Source organism: Lutimonas sp. (assembly GCF_051011215.1).
Classification (GTDB): Bacteria; Bacteroidota; Bacteroidia; order Flavobacteriales; family Flavobacteriaceae; genus Lutimonas.
The window spans coordinates 1-19,139 of the sequence record NZ_JBPCUJ010000041.1; the positions used below are offsets into that span (position 1 = coordinate 1).

Sequence of the window (19,139 nt, forward strand, 5' to 3'; positions counted from 1 at the left end):
CGTGATGGAGCAGTTGTTCATGAAGCTGCATACGGATATAAGGATGTAACTTCAAAAAGCATCCTAAAGGTAAACGACATATTCTATATTCAATCTATGACTAAACCTATTGTTTCTGTCGCCTTTATGATGCTGTATGAACAGGGCCACTTTTCACTTTCAGACCCTTTGGCAAAATACCTGCCCGAATTCAAAAACTTAAAAGTCATTGAAAATGTAGAGACTGGGATAACTGGAAATACTGTAGCTCTCGAAAAAGATATTACCATTTTAGAATTGCTGACGCATACTTCAGGTTTTACACATGCCATTGGAGAAAGTAGGTTTGACAAGGAGGTTCAAAAAGAATATTATATGAAAAATTGGCCTGACATCAATTCTCAAGTCAACAGCATTCCTGATCTCCCCTTAATGGCACAACCAGGTCAAGCATGGAATTATAGCTTTTCACCTGACATCCTTTCGGTTCTCATAGAACATTTCTCAGGAATGAGCACTCTGGAGTATTTAACTAAGAATATTTTCGAACCTCTTGACATGAAGGATACAGGATACAATCTTTCAAAGGACCAACAATCAAGGGTTGTTAAAGCTCACGTAAAAGATTCAATAGGAATTTTAGGCCATTTAGAAAATCAGGCCAAGGTAGAAGGCAATACAATTTGGAGCGGAACCCATGGTCTATTTTCTACACCACAAGACTACATGAATTTTTGCCAAATGCTCTTAAACAATGGGAGCTGGAATGGTCATCATTTATTAAGCAGAAAGACCATTGAATTAATGACCGCCAATCATGTTGGTAATTTATTCTTTAGACCGGGTGAAGGGTTTGGTTTGGGATTTGCGGTTATCACAGACACCCCTGCAACCAATCAATTAGGGTCTGACGGTGTCTTTTACTGGGCAGGAGCTTACAACACTCATTTCTTTATAGATCCTCATGAAAAGCTCATATCAATTTTTATGACCCAATTGGCGCCTTTCACATTCTATTATCACGACAAAATGCGGCAACTCGTTTATCCGGCAATTATTGATTAGACCTAAAATAAGGCATTGGAATCTAAAATTTCACGGCAATCTCAGCTCAATAATGGCTGAATTTTGTTCTTGATTGCCTATTCGAACCTGTCATAAAGCTCCCAGGAAGTCCTGTTTTAAATGAAAAATATTTAAAGAGGGTTCGCATTAAAAGTATCTCCCTGTTGAAGATCTCCTGTTTCGAATCCTTTTTTAAACCATCGGATTCGCTGCTCTGAGGTCCCATGGGTAAAAGAATCTGGCACTACCCTACCCGTTGATTGTTTTTGGAGCCTGTCATCCCCAATGGCATACGCTGCATTCAAAGCCTCTTCTAGGTCTCCGCTTTCCATCATTTGAGACATTTTTTGAGAGTGGTGGGCCCACACACCAGCTAAAAAATCAGCCTGCAATTCTAAACGAACCGAATACTGATTATACTCTTTCTTGCTCAAACTACCCCTTAAGTTTTGAACCTTATCAGTGATACCCAAAATATTTTGAATATGATGCCCCACTTCATGAGCTATCACATAGGCCTGTGCAAAATCTCCAGGTGCATTTAATTGTCTTTCCATATCATCAAAAAAACTCAAATCAAGATACAATTGCTCATCTCCCGGACAATAAAATGGTCCAGAAGCACTAGAAGCAGAACCACAAGCTGAAGCCACGAATCCTGAGAAAAGAACCAAGGTTGGTTCTCTATAGTTGGGCATGAGGCCATTCCAGACATCTTCAGTATTGGCTAAAATTGTAGCACTAAAATCGGCCAATTCATTCTCTTTAGCACTGCCCTGATATGGCACTGCCGATTGGGTCTGACCACCGCCACCACCTATCAAATTACCTATCAAACTCAGCGGATTATTTCCGGTAAACCATGAAAACCCAAGAAAAAGAGCAATAATTACCAGACCTGTTTTCGAAAACAACAGCCTAAATAAGGGACCCAATAACATGGGGTTAATTCCTCTTCCACCGCCGCCAGTTCCGGATTGACCTCTTCTGTCATCAATATTTGAACTTCTTCTTTTGCCTTTCCATTTCATGATATTTCTTCAATTAAATTATGTAGGTTCAATTTACTTATTTTTTCGCAAAATAAATATGGTTACATTTGATCGAAATTAAAAACGCCCTATGCGACACATAAAACAATTTCTTTTTTGGTTCTGTCTCTTTCTTGTTTCATTTTCATTTGCTCAATCAAACAAAGCAGATACCACAAGAATTCTTTTTATTGGAAACAGTTATACCTACTTCCATAGCAGTCCTGAATTATTAAGATCAATGATAGCGCAAAAGCATCCTGAAAAAATAGTAGAAATTCAACTTATCAGCCAGGGAGGTATGACGCTGGAGCGACATTGGCAAGAAGAAAAAACACATCAAGTTATTAAATCAAAAAACTGGGACTATGTTGTGCTGCAAGAGCAGAGTAAATTAGCCATGCCTATTATCATAGATCATGATGTTTATTTCGGCCAGACAGATTTGTTTTTTGATTATTCCAGAAAGTTTGATACAGAAATTAAAAAAGTAGGAGCCAAAACAGTTTTTTTTATGACCTGGTCTGTAAAACAACGGCCTCAGGAACAAGAAATACTTACCCATGCATATGCTTCCATAGCACAGGAATTAAATGCAATCGTTGCTCCTGTTGGTTTGGTTTGGGAAGAAGTGAGAAAAAATGATCAGTTTGATCTTTATGAAAATGATGGTTCACACCCATCTCAATACGGGTCTTATTTAATTGCAACGACTATGTATGCCACCCTGTTCGATGAAGATCCGAAGGGTGTTTCAGGTACCATCGAAGGAAAACGTCTAAACAGTCGCGGACAAGCTTCTGAGGAGGCACAAATATTAGCTCAACTTTCGAATGAAGATGCCTTAAAAATTCAGCAAAGCTCATGGGAAATCACTCAGAATACAGCAAATTCAAAGGCTTTGCAAAATGTAAAAGAACCTCATCCGACTTATCGCATACCCGTTCTTAAAGAAGGTGAAAAACTCACACAAAAGAACATTCAAGGTAGCTGGTATGGACGTTCCACTTATGGGTCAAACTATGTTGGTCTTATCATGGATATCAGTCAGAAAGAAAATAATATGAGCCTTAGCCTTTCAATGTTGAGCCCTGATCGTCTAGATGGAATGACCATTGAAAATATTGATTTAAGAGATAAGGAACTGCGGTTCAGCATGGTTGACAGCACGAGAGCCTTGCGTTCAGAGCTTCAGTTTTCTTTAACTGATGGGATGCTTTCGGGATTATCAACTTCCTCTCAGAACAATGTGAGTCAATACAAGCGTTGGCAGTTCTCCAGAAACAAGGTACAAAACGAAATAGATTTGGCCGCCCTTGACCAGTTAATCAGAGAATTTGAACAGGCTCGTGAAGAAAAAGGGTATATAACCGCGTCCATAGAACATTATCAAAAATACAGCGCTTTAATTGGCAAAAAATACCTTCCGACTGAAAATTTTCTCAACAGAGAAGGATATGGACTTCTTCGAGATGGAAAAAATACTGATGCCCTTGAAGTTTTTGAATTAGCCAATACTTTATACCCTGAATCTGTCAATACCTACGACAGTTTTGGAGAAGCCCTGGCAATCGATGGGCAAAAAGAAAAAGCGATTGCAGTATTCAGCAAAGGTTATGAGCTCGCAAAAAAAACAGGAGACCCGGCACTCAACTATATTAAAAACAATCTCAAAAAGCTACAGGAAGAAGGAACTGCAGTGCCAGAAGCAATTAGCCCCATCCCTCCACCTCCGCCACCACCTCAATAAATATTTCTTTACAGTTAACTGCCCCCTTTAAATGATCATTTTGGCTGATTATAGCAGGATAGATGCTGCCTGTACTTTGGCTTAGGTTGATGGGCGAAAATAAGGTTTTAAAAGTCTATTATGTAGTATCTTTCTTAGCGCGAAATCATCATTTCCAACGAAATACGGCCTATGATCAAACTGCTTCTAACATTTATTTTATGTTGCACTTTATGGCAGATATGGCCTATAAATGACAGCATCTTGAAGCCGAAAAGAACGAATCAACAAGAACAAGCAACTAAGGTACCCAAATTGCACCTTCAAAAGGAAAATTTCACCCAGTTAGGGAGTACTAATTTTTACCATTCTGTAGGAGGGAAAGCGATTTCGGAACTCACCTTGGTATCCCTTCGCTTTGATGACATCTTTCTCGAGATCAAATTCGAATGTCTCGATAATCCAAGGATGGATCAAAATTATTACACACAAAACAATCAACCTTTATTTGAGCAGGAAGTATTTGAAATTTTTATTAGCCAGGGATCAGCAGCCAAAGAAACATATTGGGAAATACAACTGAATCCGAACAATGCTCTTTTTGTTGCGCAGGTCCGTAACAATTTTAAAACAGATCAGAGGTTTCACCTTACTATGATTGACAACGAAAAAGCACAGATTGAACATCATGTTGTTAAAGATAAAGGAAATAATAGCTGGAAGGGGCATTTGAAAATACCGCTAAAATTGATCGAAGATCAGAAAGAAAAGGAGAAGAATGTATACAGAATGAACCTGTTTCGCATTATCTCCAATAAGGACCAGGATGATCCAAAATGGCAAAACAATGCTGAGAATGCAACCTTTGCATGTTGGAACAGTCCTATGACCGAAACACCCAATTTCCATAAACCCGAGGCTTTCGGAATTTTATTTACTCAGAAATAATTAGAAATCTTTTTTATATGAGACTTGCATCCATCGATATCCTAAGAGCCCTCACTATGTTACTCATGATTTGGGTGAATGATTTCTGGTCACTCATCGACATACCAAAATGGCTGACTCATGCCTCAGCAACTGAAGATTATATGGGCTTTTCTGATGTAATTTTTCCGTTGTTTTTGTTTATAGTTGGTTTGAGCATACCATTGGCCATACAACACCGCCTCGATAAAAAAGATTCAAAAACAGTCATTATAAAACATATTTTGACAAGATCTATTTCGCTTTTGGTGATCGGTATTTATCTGGTGAATTACGAAACTGCTCATGCCAGCATGATCGTTTCCAAAAGTGTCTGGTGTTTGTTATTGGCGACTGCAGTCGTTTTAATCTGGATGAATTGGAAAAAAAGCCCCGTAAAATCCAAATGGCATCATTACCTGAAGGCAGGCGGCTATGCGATCCTTCTTTTTCTGGCCTTTGTGTACAAAGGTGGAGAAAATGGAGAACTCTGGATGACGACACAATGGTGGGGCATTCTCGGTTTGATTGGATGGGCTTATTTATTGAACGCTTTGGTCTATGTGATGGCCAATGGCAAATTACTCATTATGATCCTGACCTGGCTGGTATTGAACCTTCTGGCAGTGATAACTCATAGCGATATGGCTCCTGAACTCGGTGGCGGTTTACAATATCTATCTCCTCTTCTAACCGGAACAATCCCAGCCTTTACCACCGCAGGAATTGTAGCTACGCTAATCTTAAAAAAACTAAATAACAAAGAACTAAAGTGGGTCTATTTGGTCCTTATCAGTTTAGGTATTGTAAATCTTGTTTATGGGTTGGGAACCAGGCCGATCTGGGGTATTTCTAAAATTCAGGGCACTCCTTCATGGCTTGCCATTTGCACGGGTATCGGTTTTTTAAGTTTTGCCTTGTTTTACTATATCGCCGATCAAAAAAAGAAAGTTTCCTGGGCAAAGATCATTGCCCCTGCAGGAACCGCCACCCTCACCTGTTATATGATCCCTTATTTTATTTACCCTATCTATAACATAACAGGTTTTAAGCTTCCTGATATGCTGAACACATACATCCTGGGACTAAGCCTGTCCTTTGTTTTTGCACTACTGGTCGTCATCTTTACCGGTTGGCTGGAGAAAAAAGGCTATAAATTAAAATTATAAATCCTATTCAGATGAAAAAAATATTTTATTCCCTGCTCTTAATATTCTGCGTTATAACTACTTCATTCGCTCAAGAAGTTTTTACGGTCAATGGTCTTTGCATTGCAGCTCCAAAAACCAATGATGTTGATGAATTCGTCTCATTTATAGACACGGAAATAGCCACTGCAGGAATCAACACTTTGATTTTACGTGTGGATTTTAACTATGCCTATGAATCACGACCAGAATTGAGGGATGACAATCCTCTTAGCAAGGAGCAGGTAAAGCAACTGGTGGCAGTTTGCCAAAAACACAACATTCAGTTGATTCCTCAGGTAAACCTCCTCGGACATCAAAGTTGGGCCAGCACGCTGAACAAACTACTGGCTGTTTATCCCGAATTTGATGAAACTCCTCATGTAGCGATTCCTGAAGAATACGAATGGCCAAATGATGACGGTTTGTATTGTAAAAGTTATTGTCCTTTGCATCCTGAAGTTCACGCTGTTGTTTTTGACTTAGTAGATGAAATTCTGGAAGTCTTTGAGGCAAATGCCTTTCATGCAGGAATGGATGAAGTTTTTTACATCGCTGATGAAAAATGCCCTCGTTGCATGGGAAAAGACCCGGCACAACTTTATGCCGGTGAAATAACTAAAATCAGTGATCATTTAGACGAGCAAAACGCAAAGCTGTGGATTTGGGGCGACCGGTTAATTGATGCCTCCAACTCAGGAATTGGTATGTGGGAAGCCAGTATGAATAATACATGGCGGGCCATTGACATGATTCCTACCTCTGTGATCATTGCTGACTGGCATTATGAAAAGGCCATTCCTACACCTGCCTATTTTAGTCTTAAAGGTTTTGATGTAGTAGCCTGTTCATGGAGAAAACCCGAAGTCGCGAGGGATCAAGTAGCCATGATGCACAGCTTACAAAACAATTCAACACCAGAAATGAAGTCGAGTCTATTGGGGGTCATGCATACGGTCTGGTCACCTGCTGATAAGTTTATGGCAGCCTATAAAAGCTTTAAAGAAGCCGACCAGGAAAGCGAAAGTGATGTGGCCTGTTTTAAGGCCATGACCAAAGCGGTAGCCGCCCTTGAAAAGAAATAAATCGTATTAAAATAGACAACAAAAATCCAACATGAAAAAAACATTTATAACAATTATTTGTAGCCTGATCGTTGTGCTATTTTCGAGCAGCCTGAAAGCGCAAACCAAACTATTATACAATCATATTGGTTATGAATCTACTGCGGTAAAACCGGCTGTTATTTTATGCCAGGAAAATGACAAGGTCACCAGTTTTTCTGTCATAAACAATAAAACAGGACTCGTTGTAGCGGAGGGAGAGCCTTCCTATACAGGCACTATAGATCAATGGCGCGACTGGCATTTCTGGACCTTTAATTTTGATAAAGTATCCGAAGTTGGCACGTATACCATCCGTTGTGTTGTAAACGGAGAAAACATAGAATCCTATCCATTTCTGATTCAGGAGAACCTTCTCGAACGCAACACCCTGTCTGACGTGGTCTACTATTTTAAAGGGCAACGTTCTTCCGGTTTACTCGACAAAGCAGATCGAAATATGACCTTTTTAAAAGGTCGTACAGACACTGTTGATGTGCATGGTGGCTGGTATGATGCCACTGGTGATTATGGTAAGCACCTGTCTCATTTGACCTATTCAACCTATTTTAATCCGCAACAAATCAACCTAACCGTTTGGAGTCTTTTTGAAACCTATAAGGCCTTGGATAAAAAAGACAACCCCAGCTACCGTCAATACAAACGAAAACTGCTGGATGAAGCCCTATATGGAGCGGACTTTTTACATCGTATGAAATCCGATAAAGGTTCTTTTTACCGCACCATTTCAGGAAAAGGTGCTGAGAAAAAAGCCGAAGACAGAAGAATAACACCTACCATGACCGGATATAGCCTGACCAAGACGCCGGAAGAAGGCATTGACGGACCTGATGATGAAACCGCAGGCATCAGCACTTATGAAGTGAGTTATAGAGCCGGAGCAGGACTTTCAATTGCTGCCCTTGCCATTGCCAGTACTTATGAAGTTTCAGGTGATTTTGAAAGCACAGACTATTTGAAAACGGCAGAAACGGCATTTACCTTTTTGGAAAGTCACAATGCGTCCCTGACCAACGACGGAAAAGAAAATATTGTTGATGATTATTGCGCCTTGATGGCTGCTACTGAATTGTATAAAGCGACAAAAAAACAAGTCTATTTAAAAGCAGCGAATCAAAGAGCTTCTTCTCTTAGCAGCAGACTGATGCAAAATACGGCAGGGCATTATTATTTAAGGGCAGATGATAAGGACAGACCGTTTTTTCATGCGGCAGATGCCGGCCTGCCTGTGGTGAGTTTGGTGAACTACTCGGGGATAGCTGATGAGAAAAGTCAAAAACAAATCAAAGAGGACGTCAGAAAACTATTGACATCAGAGATGCAGCTTAGCGAAGAGGTCAACAATCCTTTTGGCTATGCAAGACAATATGTTCAAAATAAAAAAGGAGAAAGAAGAAACAGTTTCTTTTTTCCGCATGATACCGAAACAGCCCCTTGGTGGCAGGGAGAAAATGCACGTCTGGGTTCTATTGCCACAGCTTCTCGTATGGCCAGCAAGCTCTATGACGACGATCCTGAATTCCAGCAGGAACTAAAGGCGCATGCATGGAATCAGCTCAACTGGATATTGGGCTTAAATCCATTTGATGCCTGCATGCTAGAAGGGCAGGGTCGAAATAATGTACAGTATTTATTTTTTAATTCTTATGAATACACCAACGCTCCTGGAGGTATCTGCAACGGAATTACTGCAGGTCTTTACAATGAAAATGATATAGATCTTAATCGAGGCTATAATGAAACTGGAAAAGACAATGACTGGCGATGGGCAGAACAATGGTTACCCCATGCAGCCTGGTACTTGATTGCCATAGCATCACAATAGTAGGCCTTAAGTTTAGGTCTTTTTCTTAACAAAAACATATGTAGGACACATCAATTCAAGTGCATAGATGCGCAAATGGCAAGATTTGAATGTTCAACTAAAAGTTAACAAATTTTTCTACTACTTGTCGGAGAAATAGGCCTCTTTTAACTGCCTCCAGGTCACCAGTTTAATATTCTCTTTTTCCAATAACTCTTTGCATTCTTCTGACGTAAAATAGTCGTAATCTTTTTGTCTCCAGGCACTACCAAATTCAGGATGATCTATCGTCATAGCCTTTAACTCATCATTGTCATAGGCTGTATGGATTAAAATGGTTGTTACTCCAGGTTTTAAATTTTTGATAGCCTCGTTATAATAGGCTGCAAGTCCTTCGTTAAATTGTTTTGGCAAAATCATCACAATTTCTTCTAAAACCACCTTAACATTGTATTTTTTAATGAGCTCCTCAGGAAATGCCTTGCTCACCATCACAGGAAGCTTGTACTCCTGCCCCATTCTTAAATAGACCTCTATCAATTCAGGTGATTGCATCAAACAGCCCATATGAGAGTCTAGATGTGTTGGCACCAAACCCATGGCAAAGGCTCTGTCGATCTGTGCTCTTAACTCGACTTCAACCTCTTCTAAAGATGCCTCGGGTTTGCAACCAGCATGAAAATAACCATGTTCATTGATCAAGGTAGGCACCTTATCTATAGAAGCCACTGGGCCCCAGCGGTAGTTTTTCCATTCAGAAGTAAGAACCAAATGCAGGCCAAAATCATGTGTCTCGGGATGGGCTTTGGCATATTCAGCAACCTCCAACACCCAAGGGGTAGGCATCATAACACTCGCTGAGTTTACTACTCCATCTTCAATAGCTTTAATAGAAGCGGCGTTTTCTGAATGAGCCACCCCTAAATCATCGGCATGAATGATTAGCAATCGCGCATCAGCAGGATAGCCTAGTTTAGAAGCTATTGATTCTTGCGAATTGATAGTGATGGCGCTCAACATCAACACTAAAAAGAGCCAATGTTTATGAATCAAAGGCAGATGATAGCCTTTTATAAATGCAATAGAAGTCATGATCGTTGATGGAGTTTGGTTATTATAAAAATAGTAAAACCTACAGTTGGGTCTAAAAGATCTTATTTACAGCTTTCGCAATTTTGGAGTATTCCTCTTCTGTGGTCTGTTCTACGAGGTCAAAATGCATCTTTTCAATACTTTCAAAAAACTGATTTCTTGCTGAATCAACCTTAGAAAAAGCAGCATTAAGTTCATCTTCCGTTGCTTCTCTCTTCGAAAATTCCTCCAGCTCTTTGGCCGTTCTGTTCATGTTTGCCTCCACATAATTCTTCATATCCGTTTTAAAAGAATCGAAGGTAGCAAAAATCTTTTCCTGACGTTCAGGGTCGGTAATTTCTTTTGCAACAGCTGCCTGAAGCTTTGCAAATTTCTTTTCGAAATTATCATAGGCCTTTCGTTGTTTCTTAAGTTCTTTTTTATCAAACTCCTCCATAGAATCAGCAATAATCAATTCCCATTCTTCGTCACTGAGCATAGTTATCACTTCGGCTCTGGTTGCTATTCCAGTAGCTTGAATCCCTTTCCAGGACGAATTTGCATTATCGAGAATCTCAGAGATATCTTCGGAAGATGCATCTCTGTCAAGCTGTAATTTTTTCATTTGCTTCTTAGATTTTTTCAAATCTTTCTGCACGCTCTTAAATTCCTTTTCATACGGCTTTGTAAGGGCGAGAATTTCTTTTTGCCGTTCCTTGTCGTCAACGTTTGATTTGACTTCTTTTGGAAAATCTTCAACGACATAGGCTGATATATTTCCACCTCCGAGTAACATACCGATCAATAAACTGAGTGTTGCAACAAGCATAGTATATCTAGTTTAAGTTAATTTATTTGCAATTTAAGTATTTCAGGTGGATGTGAAAAATCAAAAAGTCTTTATTGTATTCGCAAAAGAAGGCTCAATAGATACTTACTTAGATTTAAATTTTTTATTTAACTCAGCAACGATGGTTTCCATTTTTCTGTTTTTTGCTTCTTTATCTAATACAATTCTTGGTCTCTGTCTTTGCTCACAATTTTTAATAGTACAACGTTCGCAGGTAACACCAACTTCTTCCTTCTTTATGGTGGAATCCGATAAAAAATTAATTTTTCTTTCCAATTGCCGGTTGATCAGCAAGCCTATGCTGATCGATCGATACTGATTATCTTTAAACGGGTCTTTTGTAGCAGAAGATAATACCAGATACCTTGCTCCATCACCTTCATAATTTGAAATTTGAATATCAAACTCATGCGTTTTATTGCTCTGATTTATATCATTCAACACCCTTAAAGACACCCATCGTCTGCAATAGTGCTCATTTGATTCGTTGGCACGAGGCGATTGATGATGGGATAAATGCAATTCCTTTTTTAAATGAAATTTTTCACTTCCTGCTTTGTGAGTAAACCTTAAAAAGAATAAATTTTGAATATTGAATTCTTTAGGAAGAATGTTTGTGAGTCGTTGGTAAAAAGATTCTGGGGAGGCATTAAAACTCTCCAAAAGATTCGTAAAAAATGTCTGATCAAATGTTTCCTTTTTAAATAGACGTTCTAATTTTGGTGTAACAGCGTCTCTGGGAATAATCAATGCACCTGCAAAATAGGAGGCATAAAAGTTATTCAATACCTGGTCAAAGCCATCAAATTTGATCCATGGAAATGTATATAATCGGTCTTTTATTCCTAAAAAATTATACGCAATTTCTTTGGCATAAATAAACATACGCTGCGGCTCATCAATACCATCAGCCAGTAAAAGAGTTTTTGTTTTGCGCACAAAGACAGAACGCAAATTTTCTAAAGCTTCATACTTCCCTAATTCAGTTTCATTAATGCGATAGCCGTATTCTTCAAGCAGAATTTCCTCCAGATCCTTTGAGCTGACAGGCTTGCTTAAATCTACCTGATATGCCTTAGAAAACTTAATAACACTTTGCTCTAGTTCATCAAAGTAATTATTGTGTGCCTCTTGATAAGACCTCACAGAAGCCAGAAAAAAACTCTCTCTGCTAAAATTATAATGTTGAGCGATTTCAATAATGGTGCTTATAAAGGCATTTACCTTGGCAGGTGCGTTGGCTACAATATCAATTAAATTACTTTCTTTAATTCCAAAGAGCTCCAAAGGAATTTCCTTTAAAATTTTTGACTGCAAAAGATCACCAATCGGTGCCAGGTTCTTATCCAGTTTTAAAGACACCATCTGGTCATATGGAACATCCAATTTTTCTGAAAGAATGACAATTTTATCTGTTTTAGGATATTTTTTTCCTTTTTCAATTTCATTTAAATAGGATTTTGAAAGGCCTGATAATTTAGATAAACCAAACAAGGATAAATTTCTGTCAGTTCTTATCTGCTTTAGCTTTAGCCCAAATATAAGCTTGATATAGTCTTGTTCCATTCGAGCAAATATAAACTATTTTGCGAATATAAAATTCTGGCGAATTTATATATTTAGCGAACGTTCGCTTGTTTTTTACAAAACTTTGTTTTATCATTGTTCCATCAAAACAATTAAAAATGGAAAATGTACTTTTAAACAAGAAGGTAATTCAGTTCACAGATGAGGTGAAAAATTACTATCCGAACATTCTAACGGAAGAGGCTTTGGCATTTATTGCTGCCCTACATGCAAAATTTGATCAGCAAAGACTAGATCTGCTGCAACTACGAAGCAGACAACAAGAGATTTTTGATCGAGGCGCTTTTCCGCAATTTCCTGAAGAAACCAAAACTATAAGAGAAACAGATTGGACCGCTGGTGCCATCCCAGAAGATTTACAGGACAGGCGTGTGGAAATTACCGGACCCGTAGATAGAAAAATGATCATTAATGCTCTTAATTCAGGCGCCAAAACCTTTATGGCTGATTTAGAAGACAGCAATTCTCCTACCTGGGAAAATAGTATTGGTGGACAACTAAATTTAATTGAAGCCAATAAAAAAACGATTGCTCTTACAGACTTACAGCGCGGTAAATCATATAAGCTACACAAAGATACTGCCGTTCTATTAGTAAGACCCAGAGGATTGCACCTCAATGAACGGCATTTGTTAATAGACGGCAAAGAAGTATCAGGAAGTTTGGTTGATTTTGGTCTCTATGTTTTTCACAATAGTAACACCTTACTTGAAAATGGAACAGCTCCTTATTTCTACCTGCCAAAATTAGAGCATTATAAAGAAGCACGTTGGTGGAATGAGGTCTTTGAGTTTGCTCAAGAATACCTTGGGCTTCCAATAGGCACTTTCAAAGCAACCGTTCTAGTGGAGACCATCACTGCAAGTTTTCAATTGGACGAAATCATCTATGAACTTAAAGACCATATTGTAGGATTAAATTGTGGCCGCTGGGATTATATTTTTTCATATATCAAAAAATTTAGAAACCATCGCAAATTTGTGGTCCCCAATCGGGATCAAGTGACCATGACAAGCCCATTTATGGATGCGTATTCCAAACTTGTGATTCAGCGTTGTCATAAACGGGGTATTCTTGCTATTGGAGGTATGGCTGCACAAATTCCGATTAAAAACAACGAAAAAGCAAATGCAGCGGCCTTGGAAAAAGTAAGAATAGATAAAGAACGGGAAGTTAAAAACGGACATGATGGCACCTGGGTTGCTCATCCAGCGTTGGTTAAAGTTGCCTTGGATGAATTTAATAAGTATATGCCTGGACCCAATCAGTTGCATGTCTCAAGAAACGATATTCTTGTTACGGAAGCAGATCTGGTAGCCATTCCTAAGGGAACAGTGACAGAAGCAGGTGTAAGAAAAAATATCAATGTAGGTATCCTCTATACGGAAGCCTGGCTCAGAGGCTATGGCGCCGTCGCACTCTACAATCTTATGGAAGATGCAGCTACTGCGGAAATATCGCGAACACAGGTTTGGCAGTGGCTTAAAAACAAAGTTACCCTTGAAGATGGAAGAAGATTTGATCTCGAACTCTATAACGAACTATTCGAGGATGAAGTTAACATCATTGCCAGGGAGATGGGTGAAGAAAATCTCAAAAACTCTAAGTTAAATCTGGCGATGACCCTGTTCAACAAATTGGTCGTATCTGAAGAGTTTGAAGAATTTTTAACCCTTCCCGCCTATCAATTCATATAAAAAAACAATCCTGCGATTGCAGCCACAATCAACAGGATCTAATTATTAATAAATAACTAATATCAAAACTATGAAAAATTTTGCACAAACAAATTATGGATCTGCATTGCAGACTGTGAGAAACTTAAAGGAAAAGTACGGAGCAACATGGAATGCAGTACAGCCGGAAAACGCGGCAAGAATGATGGCACAAAATCGTTTTAAAACCGGTTTAGACATCGCCAAATACACCGCTGGCATAATGAGAAAAGACATGGCCGCTTATGATCAAGATAATTCTCAATATACCCAGTCATTGGGATGCTGGCACGGGTTTGTGGCTCAGCAAAAAATGATTGCCGTTAAAAAACACCACAAAACAACCAGCAAAAGATATTTATACCTCTCAGGTTGGATGGTAGCTGCGCTGCGCTCAGAATTCGGCCCCTTACCAGATCAGTCAATGCATGAAAAAACAGCTGTTTCTGGTCTTATTGAAGAAATTTATGATTTTTTACGACAAGCTGACGCCATTGAACTAAACGACCTCTACAGAAGATTAAAAAACGGAGAGGATGTGCAGGCAGCACTCGATAATTTTGAAACTCATGTGGTTCCTATCATCGCAGATATCGATGCAGGTTTTGGCAATGAAGAAGCGACTTATTTACTGGCGAAAAAGATGATACAGGCTGGTGCATGCGCCATACAAATTGAAAATCAGGTATCTGATGCCAAACAATGTGGACATCAGGATGGCAAGGTTACAGTGCCTCATGAAGATTATATTGCAAAATTAAATGCAGTGAGATATGCCTTTTTAGAATTAGGTATTGACGATGGTATCATTGTTGCCAGAACTGATTCTGAGGGAGCCGGCCTCACACAAAAGCTCCCTGTGAGTCAGGAGCCAGGAGATCTGGCCTCTCAATATCTTGCCTTTGTCGAGGCAGAGGAAATTGACATTTCAGAAGCTAAAGAAGATGATGTATTGCTCAAAAGAGACGGGAAACTGGTGCGTCCGATGCGTTTGCCTAACGGTTTGTATAAATTCAAAGAGGGATCAAACATCGACAGAGTGGTGCTTGATTGTGTGACAAGTTTAAAAAACGGCGCAGACCTTTTATGGATAGAAACTCCAACACCTAATGTGAAGCAAATTGCGCATATGGTTAATAGAGTCAAGGAAGTGGTTCCAAATGCAAAATTGGTATATAATAATTCTCCCTCATTTAACTGGACCTTGAATTTCAGAAATCAGGCCTATGATGATATGCTGGCTTTAGGCTTAAATATGGAGGCTTATAACAAGAATAATCTAATGGATATCATTTATGATGGAACAGAACTAAGCAAAAGAGCAGATGAAAAGATTAAAACCTTCCAGATTGATGGTGCCAGAGAAGCAGGTATTTTCCATCACCTCATCACACTTCCAACGTATCATACAACGGCTCTTCATATGAATGATTTAACAGAAGGATATTTTGGCGAGGAAGGCATGTTGGCCTATGTAAAAGGGGTTCAGCGACAAGAAATTCGTAAAAGCGTATCATGTGTAAAACATCAACGAATGGCTGGTTCTGACCTTGGCGATGACCATAAATCTTTCTTCGCTGGAGATAAAGCGCTGAAAGCCGGAGGAGAGAAAAATACGTCAAATCAGTTTGAGATACCTTCTAAAGAGGCAAAAGTCAAAGAGCCCATGGTAGTGGCCTAGTTAAAATTTTAACAACTTAAACAACGAAAAATGAGTTAGTCGCAGTACTAACTCATTTTTTCTATATTCATAATTTTTTCTTCTTTTCTCAATCAAATAACAACTAGAAAGAAGAAAACCCTGACCGTTATTCGAGATTCATTTTGAAAATTTTGATAATCCATAAATTGGATGCTTGACCCATAAAGTTAAACAATTCATAATTCGCTTGGTGGTTTAAAATAATTCTTAAATTTGCAGCATGATACACAAACGTATTCTACAAATTACCTCGGTAGCCATGGCTGTTTTGGTGTTGGTTTCAACGCTTTCTGTAAGCATTGAAAAACACTATTGCGGGGAACACCTTGTAGACGTATCTATTTTTGCGGAAGCAGAAAAATGCGGGATGGAAAATGAAGCCATGACCATGCCTGCTTCTGATGAAGCGCAAATGCTAATGTCGCAATCTTGCTGTAGCGATGTGGTTGATCTTGTAGAAGGACAAGACGAACTCACTATTGAGAGCAGCATGGAGCTCAATAAACAGCAGAAAGTATTTCTCTTTTCCTATGCCTATGCCTTTAGTGGCTTATTCGATTTTGAGCCCAGGCATGAGGTACCTTATGAACATTACTCTCCTCCCAACGTTGTTGAAGACATACAGGTCTTGAACGAGGTTTTTTTGATTTGATCGGTACTCAATATCCGTGAGTTGCCCTATTTCTATGGGTCTATACTATAATGATCAATCAAAAAAAATTACATGTTATACACATATCAAATAAAGATACTCGTCTTATTCTTTGCTTTTCCGCTGTTTTTGCAGGCACAGGAAACATTGAAAGGACAAGTTTTCGAAGTCTTAGACGGTACAGAAATACCGCTTGAGGGCGCCAATGTATATTGGAAAAACACTACCATCGGCACCATGACGGATGCTGAAGGAAAATTTACTGTTCCATATAATGAGGAAAACAATCAGTTAGTCATCTCTTTTATTGGCTTTACAACAAAAACAGTGACCGTCGATTCAAATCAAGATGTCAGGGAGGTTTTACAATCAACGGCTGACCTTGATGAAGTAACACTTTCTTCCCGGAAACAGACCACGGCAAAGTCCTATTTGAAGGCGGCCAATACCTTTACAGTGAGTAGTGATGAACTATTAAAAGCCGCTTGCTGCAACCTGTCTGAAAGTTTTGAAACCAACCCATCGATCGATGTCAATTTTGCCGATGCGGTTACCGGAACCAGGCAGATAAAAATGCTTGGGTTAAAATCGCCTTATATATTAATAGCTACGGAGAATATTCCTGCAGTAAGGGGTGCTTCCCAGGCACAAGGTCTTAGTTTTATTCCTGGTACCTGGGTAGAGAGCATTCAGATTACCAAAGGAGCGGGGAGCGTGGTCAATGGTTTCGAAAGTATTACAGGCCAAATCAATGCAGAACTGGTCAAACCCACCAGGGACCACAATTTTTTCTTAAACCTCTATGCTGCTTCAAGCGAACGTTTGGAACTCAACACCCACTTCAATACCCAGGTCTCGGACAAATGGAGCACGGGTATCTATTTGCATGGAAATACACATCAAAAAAAGCATGATGTAAACGACGATGGTTTTCTCGACATGCCTTTATACAACCAGGTCAATGTGATGAATCGCTGGCAATATACCAATCCTGAAAAAGGAATTGTCAGTTTTATCAATCTGCGTTATTTAAACGACTCCAAACAATCTGGTGAGGTAGATTTTGATCCAGATACTGATCGCTTAACAAACAATGTCTGGGGCAGTGAAATTGATACCGAAAGAATGGAAGGCTCATTTAAACTAGGCTATGTGAACCCAAGTGTTCCCTATCAGAGTCTTGGTTTTCAGATGGCCTATAGTCATCATAAACAAGACTCCTACTTTGGACAGCGAATCTATGATATCACACATAATAGTTTTTATTCTAATCTGATTTATAATTCAATTATCTCAGATTCGAGGCATAAGATTAAAACAGGTGTCAGCTTTACCTATGACCATTTTGATGAGCTGGTGGAGTCTAGTCAATATAAAAGAAACGACAATTCATTCGGAGGCTTTTTTGAATATGCCTTCGACAATCTAGATGACTTTACCTTAACCGCCGGAATCCGCGCAGATCAGCACAACCGTTTGGGCTTTTTTATCACCCCACGTATTCATGCGCGCTATACACCCTGGGAAAAATCGGCTTTACGCGCCTCTGTAGGACGTGGAAAACGAAGTGCCAATATTTTTGCTGAAAATCAGAACCTGTTTGCCAGTTCCAGAGAGATCAATATTCTAAATACGGGCGGTCAGATCTATGGCCTGGATCCGGAAGTTGCCTGGAATTATGGCCTTAGTTTTTTACAGGGATTTAACCTTTTTAACAGAAAGGCCGATATCACCCTGGACTTTTACCGAACGTCATTTGAAAATCAAGTAGTTGTTGACTGGGAAAATCCTTATGAGATCAATTTTTATAACCTCGAAGGGCAGAGTTTTGCCAATAGTTTTCAGTTTGAGCTCAACTACAATATCGCCGAACGATTTGATCTAAGAACTGCTTACAAATATTACGATATTCAGACAGATTATACGGTGGGCAGACGCATCAAACCGCTGGTGCCAAAGCATCGAATTTTTGCCAATCTTGGCTATGAATTACTTGGAAAGAATATCGAAGCACCCTGGAAATTTGACGCCACGTTCAATTGGCTCAGTGAACAGCGTTATCCTGACACCTCTTTGAGTCCGGAGGAGTATCAGCTGGATGAGTTTTCTCCGACGGTGGGCACCTTGAACTTACAAGTCACCAAGGTGTTTTCACCTAAATTTGAAGTATATTTGGGTGGAGAAAATGTAACCAATGTCAGGCAACCAGACCCGATTGTGAGCCCTGAAGATCCATTTGGACCAAATTTTGATACCAATTTCGTTTATGGTCCTATTTTTGGAAGTATGTATTATGCCGGGTTACGCTTTAAAATAAATTAAGAGATTAAAAAAATAGATTTAGATATGAAACAGATCATCACCATTTTCGCACTTATTTTGATGAATTATACATTTGCACAAGACAAAAATGCCAGAGCCAGTATAGAAGTGGATGGCGTTTGTGGCATGTGTAAAGAACGAATAGAGAAAGCAGCCATAAAAACAAAGGGGGTCAAATCTGCCGTTTGGAGTATACAGACTCATGAGTTAAGTCTTATTTACGATGCACGTAAAACCAATCTAGACAGCATTTCAAATAATATTGCTGCTGTAGGTCACGATACAAAAGCAATCAAAGCCACTGAAGAAGCTTATTTATCAGTTCATGAATGCTGCCGCTATCGAGATGATGAAG

15 protein-coding genes are annotated in these 19,139 nt (G+C 39.2%); 11 read left to right on the forward strand and 4 right to left on the reverse strand.

Annotation, left to right across the window (positions count from 1 at the left end; translation table 11 throughout):
• Window positions 1-1,044, forward strand: a 1,044-nt coding sequence (locus ACR2MV_RS04370) for a serine hydrolase domain-containing protein (protein WP_434020682.1), incomplete at its 5' end; no start/stop codon positions are given.
• Window positions 1,045-1,175: 131 nt separating this feature from the next.
• Here the strand turns inward: ACR2MV_RS04370 and ypfJ are convergent.
• The gene (ypfJ, locus tag ACR2MV_RS04375) at window positions 1,176-2,075 is read right to left on the reverse strand and encodes a KPN_02809 family neutral zinc metallopeptidase (RefSeq protein WP_434020683.1); all 900 of its coding nucleotides are present in this window, start codon (window positions 2,073-2,075) and stop codon (window positions 1,176-1,178) included.
• Between the two features lie 91 nt (window positions 2,076-2,166).
• Between ypfJ and ACR2MV_RS04380 the strand changes: the two genes are divergently transcribed.
• The 5 genes from ACR2MV_RS04380 (at window position 2,167) to ACR2MV_RS04400 (ending at window position 8,906) form a co-directional block, all read left to right on the forward strand.
• Window positions 2,167-3,825 (forward strand): DUF4886 domain-containing protein, encoded by a 1,659-nt coding sequence (locus tag ACR2MV_RS04380; protein ID WP_434020684.1) that lies wholly within the window; start codon window positions 2,167-2,169, stop codon window positions 3,823-3,825.
• A gap of 243 nt (window positions 3,826-4,068) precedes the next feature.
• The gene (locus ACR2MV_RS04385) at window positions 4,069-4,752 is read left to right on the forward strand and encodes a carbohydrate-binding family 9-like protein (protein WP_434020685.1); all 684 of its coding nucleotides are present in this window, start codon (window positions 4,069-4,071) and stop codon (window positions 4,750-4,752) included.
• Between the two features lie 17 nt (window positions 4,753-4,769).
• Window positions 4,770-5,939, forward strand: a complete 1,170-nt coding sequence (locus ACR2MV_RS04390; protein WP_434020686.1) for a heparan-alpha-glucosaminide N-acetyltransferase domain-containing protein — start codon at window positions 4,770-4,772, stop codon at window positions 5,937-5,939.
• An 11-nt stretch (window positions 5,940-5,950) separates the two neighbouring features.
• Window positions 5,951-7,042 (forward strand): family 20 glycosylhydrolase, encoded by a 1,092-nt coding sequence (locus ACR2MV_RS04395; protein WP_434020687.1) that lies wholly within the window; start codon window positions 5,951-5,953, stop codon window positions 7,040-7,042.
• Window positions 7,043-7,073: 31 nt separating this feature from the next.
• Window positions 7,074-8,906 carry a glycoside hydrolase family 9 protein gene (locus tag ACR2MV_RS04400; RefSeq protein WP_434020688.1) on the forward strand — a complete coding sequence of 611 codons (1,833 nt, stop codon included), beginning with the start codon at window positions 7,074-7,076 and terminating at the stop codon, window positions 8,904-8,906.
• A gap of 120 nt (window positions 8,907-9,026) precedes the next feature.
• On the opposite strand, the gene ACR2MV_RS04405 is transcribed toward ACR2MV_RS04400, so the two are convergent.
• From ACR2MV_RS04405 to ACR2MV_RS04415, 3 genes are all read right to left on the reverse strand, one after another.
• Window positions 9,027-9,977, reverse strand: a complete 951-nt coding sequence (locus ACR2MV_RS04405; RefSeq protein WP_434020689.1) for a polysaccharide deacetylase family protein — start codon at window positions 9,975-9,977, stop codon at window positions 9,027-9,029.
• A gap of 52 nt (window positions 9,978-10,029) precedes the next feature.
• Window positions 10,030-10,785, reverse strand: a complete 756-nt coding sequence (locus ACR2MV_RS04410) for a hypothetical protein (protein ID WP_434020690.1) — start codon at window positions 10,783-10,785, stop codon at window positions 10,030-10,032.
• Between the two features lie 105 nt (window positions 10,786-10,890).
• On the reverse strand, window positions 10,891-12,372 hold the full coding sequence (locus ACR2MV_RS04415) for a helix-turn-helix domain-containing protein (RefSeq protein ID WP_434020691.1): 1,482 nt from the start codon (window positions 12,370-12,372) through the stop codon (window positions 10,891-10,893).
• A gap of 119 nt (window positions 12,373-12,491) precedes the next feature.
• Here ACR2MV_RS04415 and aceB point away from each other — a divergent pair, with 119 nt between their 5' ends.
• From aceB to ACR2MV_RS04440, 5 genes are all read left to right on the forward strand, one after another.
• On the forward strand, window positions 12,492-14,090 hold the full coding sequence (gene aceB / locus ACR2MV_RS04420) for a malate synthase A (protein WP_434020692.1): 1,599 nt from the start codon (window positions 12,492-12,494) through the stop codon (window positions 14,088-14,090).
• Between the two features lie 70 nt (window positions 14,091-14,160).
• Complete coding sequence (locus ACR2MV_RS04425; protein WP_434020693.1) at window positions 14,161-15,789, forward strand: isocitrate lyase; 1,629 nt, start codon at window positions 14,161-14,163, stop codon at window positions 15,787-15,789.
• 241 nt (window positions 15,790-16,030) lie between these two features.
• Entirely contained in the window at window positions 16,031-16,462 is a 432-nt protein-coding gene (locus tag ACR2MV_RS04430) for an HYC_CC_PP family protein (RefSeq protein WP_434020694.1), read from the forward strand.
• Window positions 16,463-16,534: 72 nt separating this feature from the next.
• A complete protein-coding gene (locus tag ACR2MV_RS04435) occupies window positions 16,535-18,784 on the forward strand; it encodes a TonB-dependent receptor (RefSeq protein WP_434020695.1) in 2,250 nt (749 codons plus the stop codon).
• A 24-nt stretch (window positions 18,785-18,808) separates the two neighbouring features.
• A partial coding sequence (locus ACR2MV_RS04440) for a heavy-metal-associated domain-containing protein (RefSeq protein WP_434020696.1) occupies window positions 18,809-19,139 on the forward strand: 331 nt, incomplete at its 3' end.

Bases quoted from the DNA above. Each gene is read 5' to 3' on its own strand.
- ACR2MV_RS04390 (WP_434020686.1), top strand. From the start codon at position 4,770: ATGAGACTTGCATCCATCGATATCCTAAGAGCCCTCACTATGTTACTC.
- aceB (WP_434020692.1), top strand. From the start codon at position 12,492: ATGGAAAATGTACTTTTAAACAAGAAGGTAATTCAGTTCACAGATGAG.
- ACR2MV_RS04430 (WP_434020694.1), top strand. From the start codon at position 16,031: ATGATACACAAACGTATTCTACAAATTACCTCGGTAGCCATGGCTGTT.
- ACR2MV_RS04415 (WP_434020691.1), bottom strand. From the start codon at position 12,372: ATGGAACAAGACTATATCAAGCTTATATTTGGGCTAAAGCTAAAGCAG.
- ypfJ (WP_434020683.1), bottom strand. From the start codon at position 2,075: ATGAAATGGAAAGGCAAAAGAAGAAGTTCAAATATTGATGACAGAAGA.
- ACR2MV_RS04435 (WP_434020695.1), top strand. From the start codon at position 16,535: ATGTTATACACATATCAAATAAAGATACTCGTCTTATTCTTTGCTTTT.
- ACR2MV_RS04425 (WP_434020693.1), top strand. From the start codon at position 14,161: ATGAAAAATTTTGCACAAACAAATTATGGATCTGCATTGCAGACTGTG.
- ACR2MV_RS04395 (WP_434020687.1), top strand. From the start codon at position 5,951: ATGAAAAAAATATTTTATTCCCTGCTCTTAATATTCTGCGTTATAACT.
- ACR2MV_RS04380 (WP_434020684.1), top strand. From the start codon at position 2,167: ATGCGACACATAAAACAATTTCTTTTTTGGTTCTGTCTCTTTCTTGTT.
- ACR2MV_RS04405 (WP_434020689.1), bottom strand. From the start codon at position 9,977: ATGACTTCTATTGCATTTATAAAAGGCTATCATCTGCCTTTGATTCAT.
- ACR2MV_RS04410 (WP_434020690.1), bottom strand. From the start codon at position 10,785: ATGCTTGTTGCAACACTCAGTTTATTGATCGGTATGTTACTCGGAGGT.
- ACR2MV_RS04400 (WP_434020688.1), top strand. From the start codon at position 7,074: ATGAAAAAAACATTTATAACAATTATTTGTAGCCTGATCGTTGTGCTA.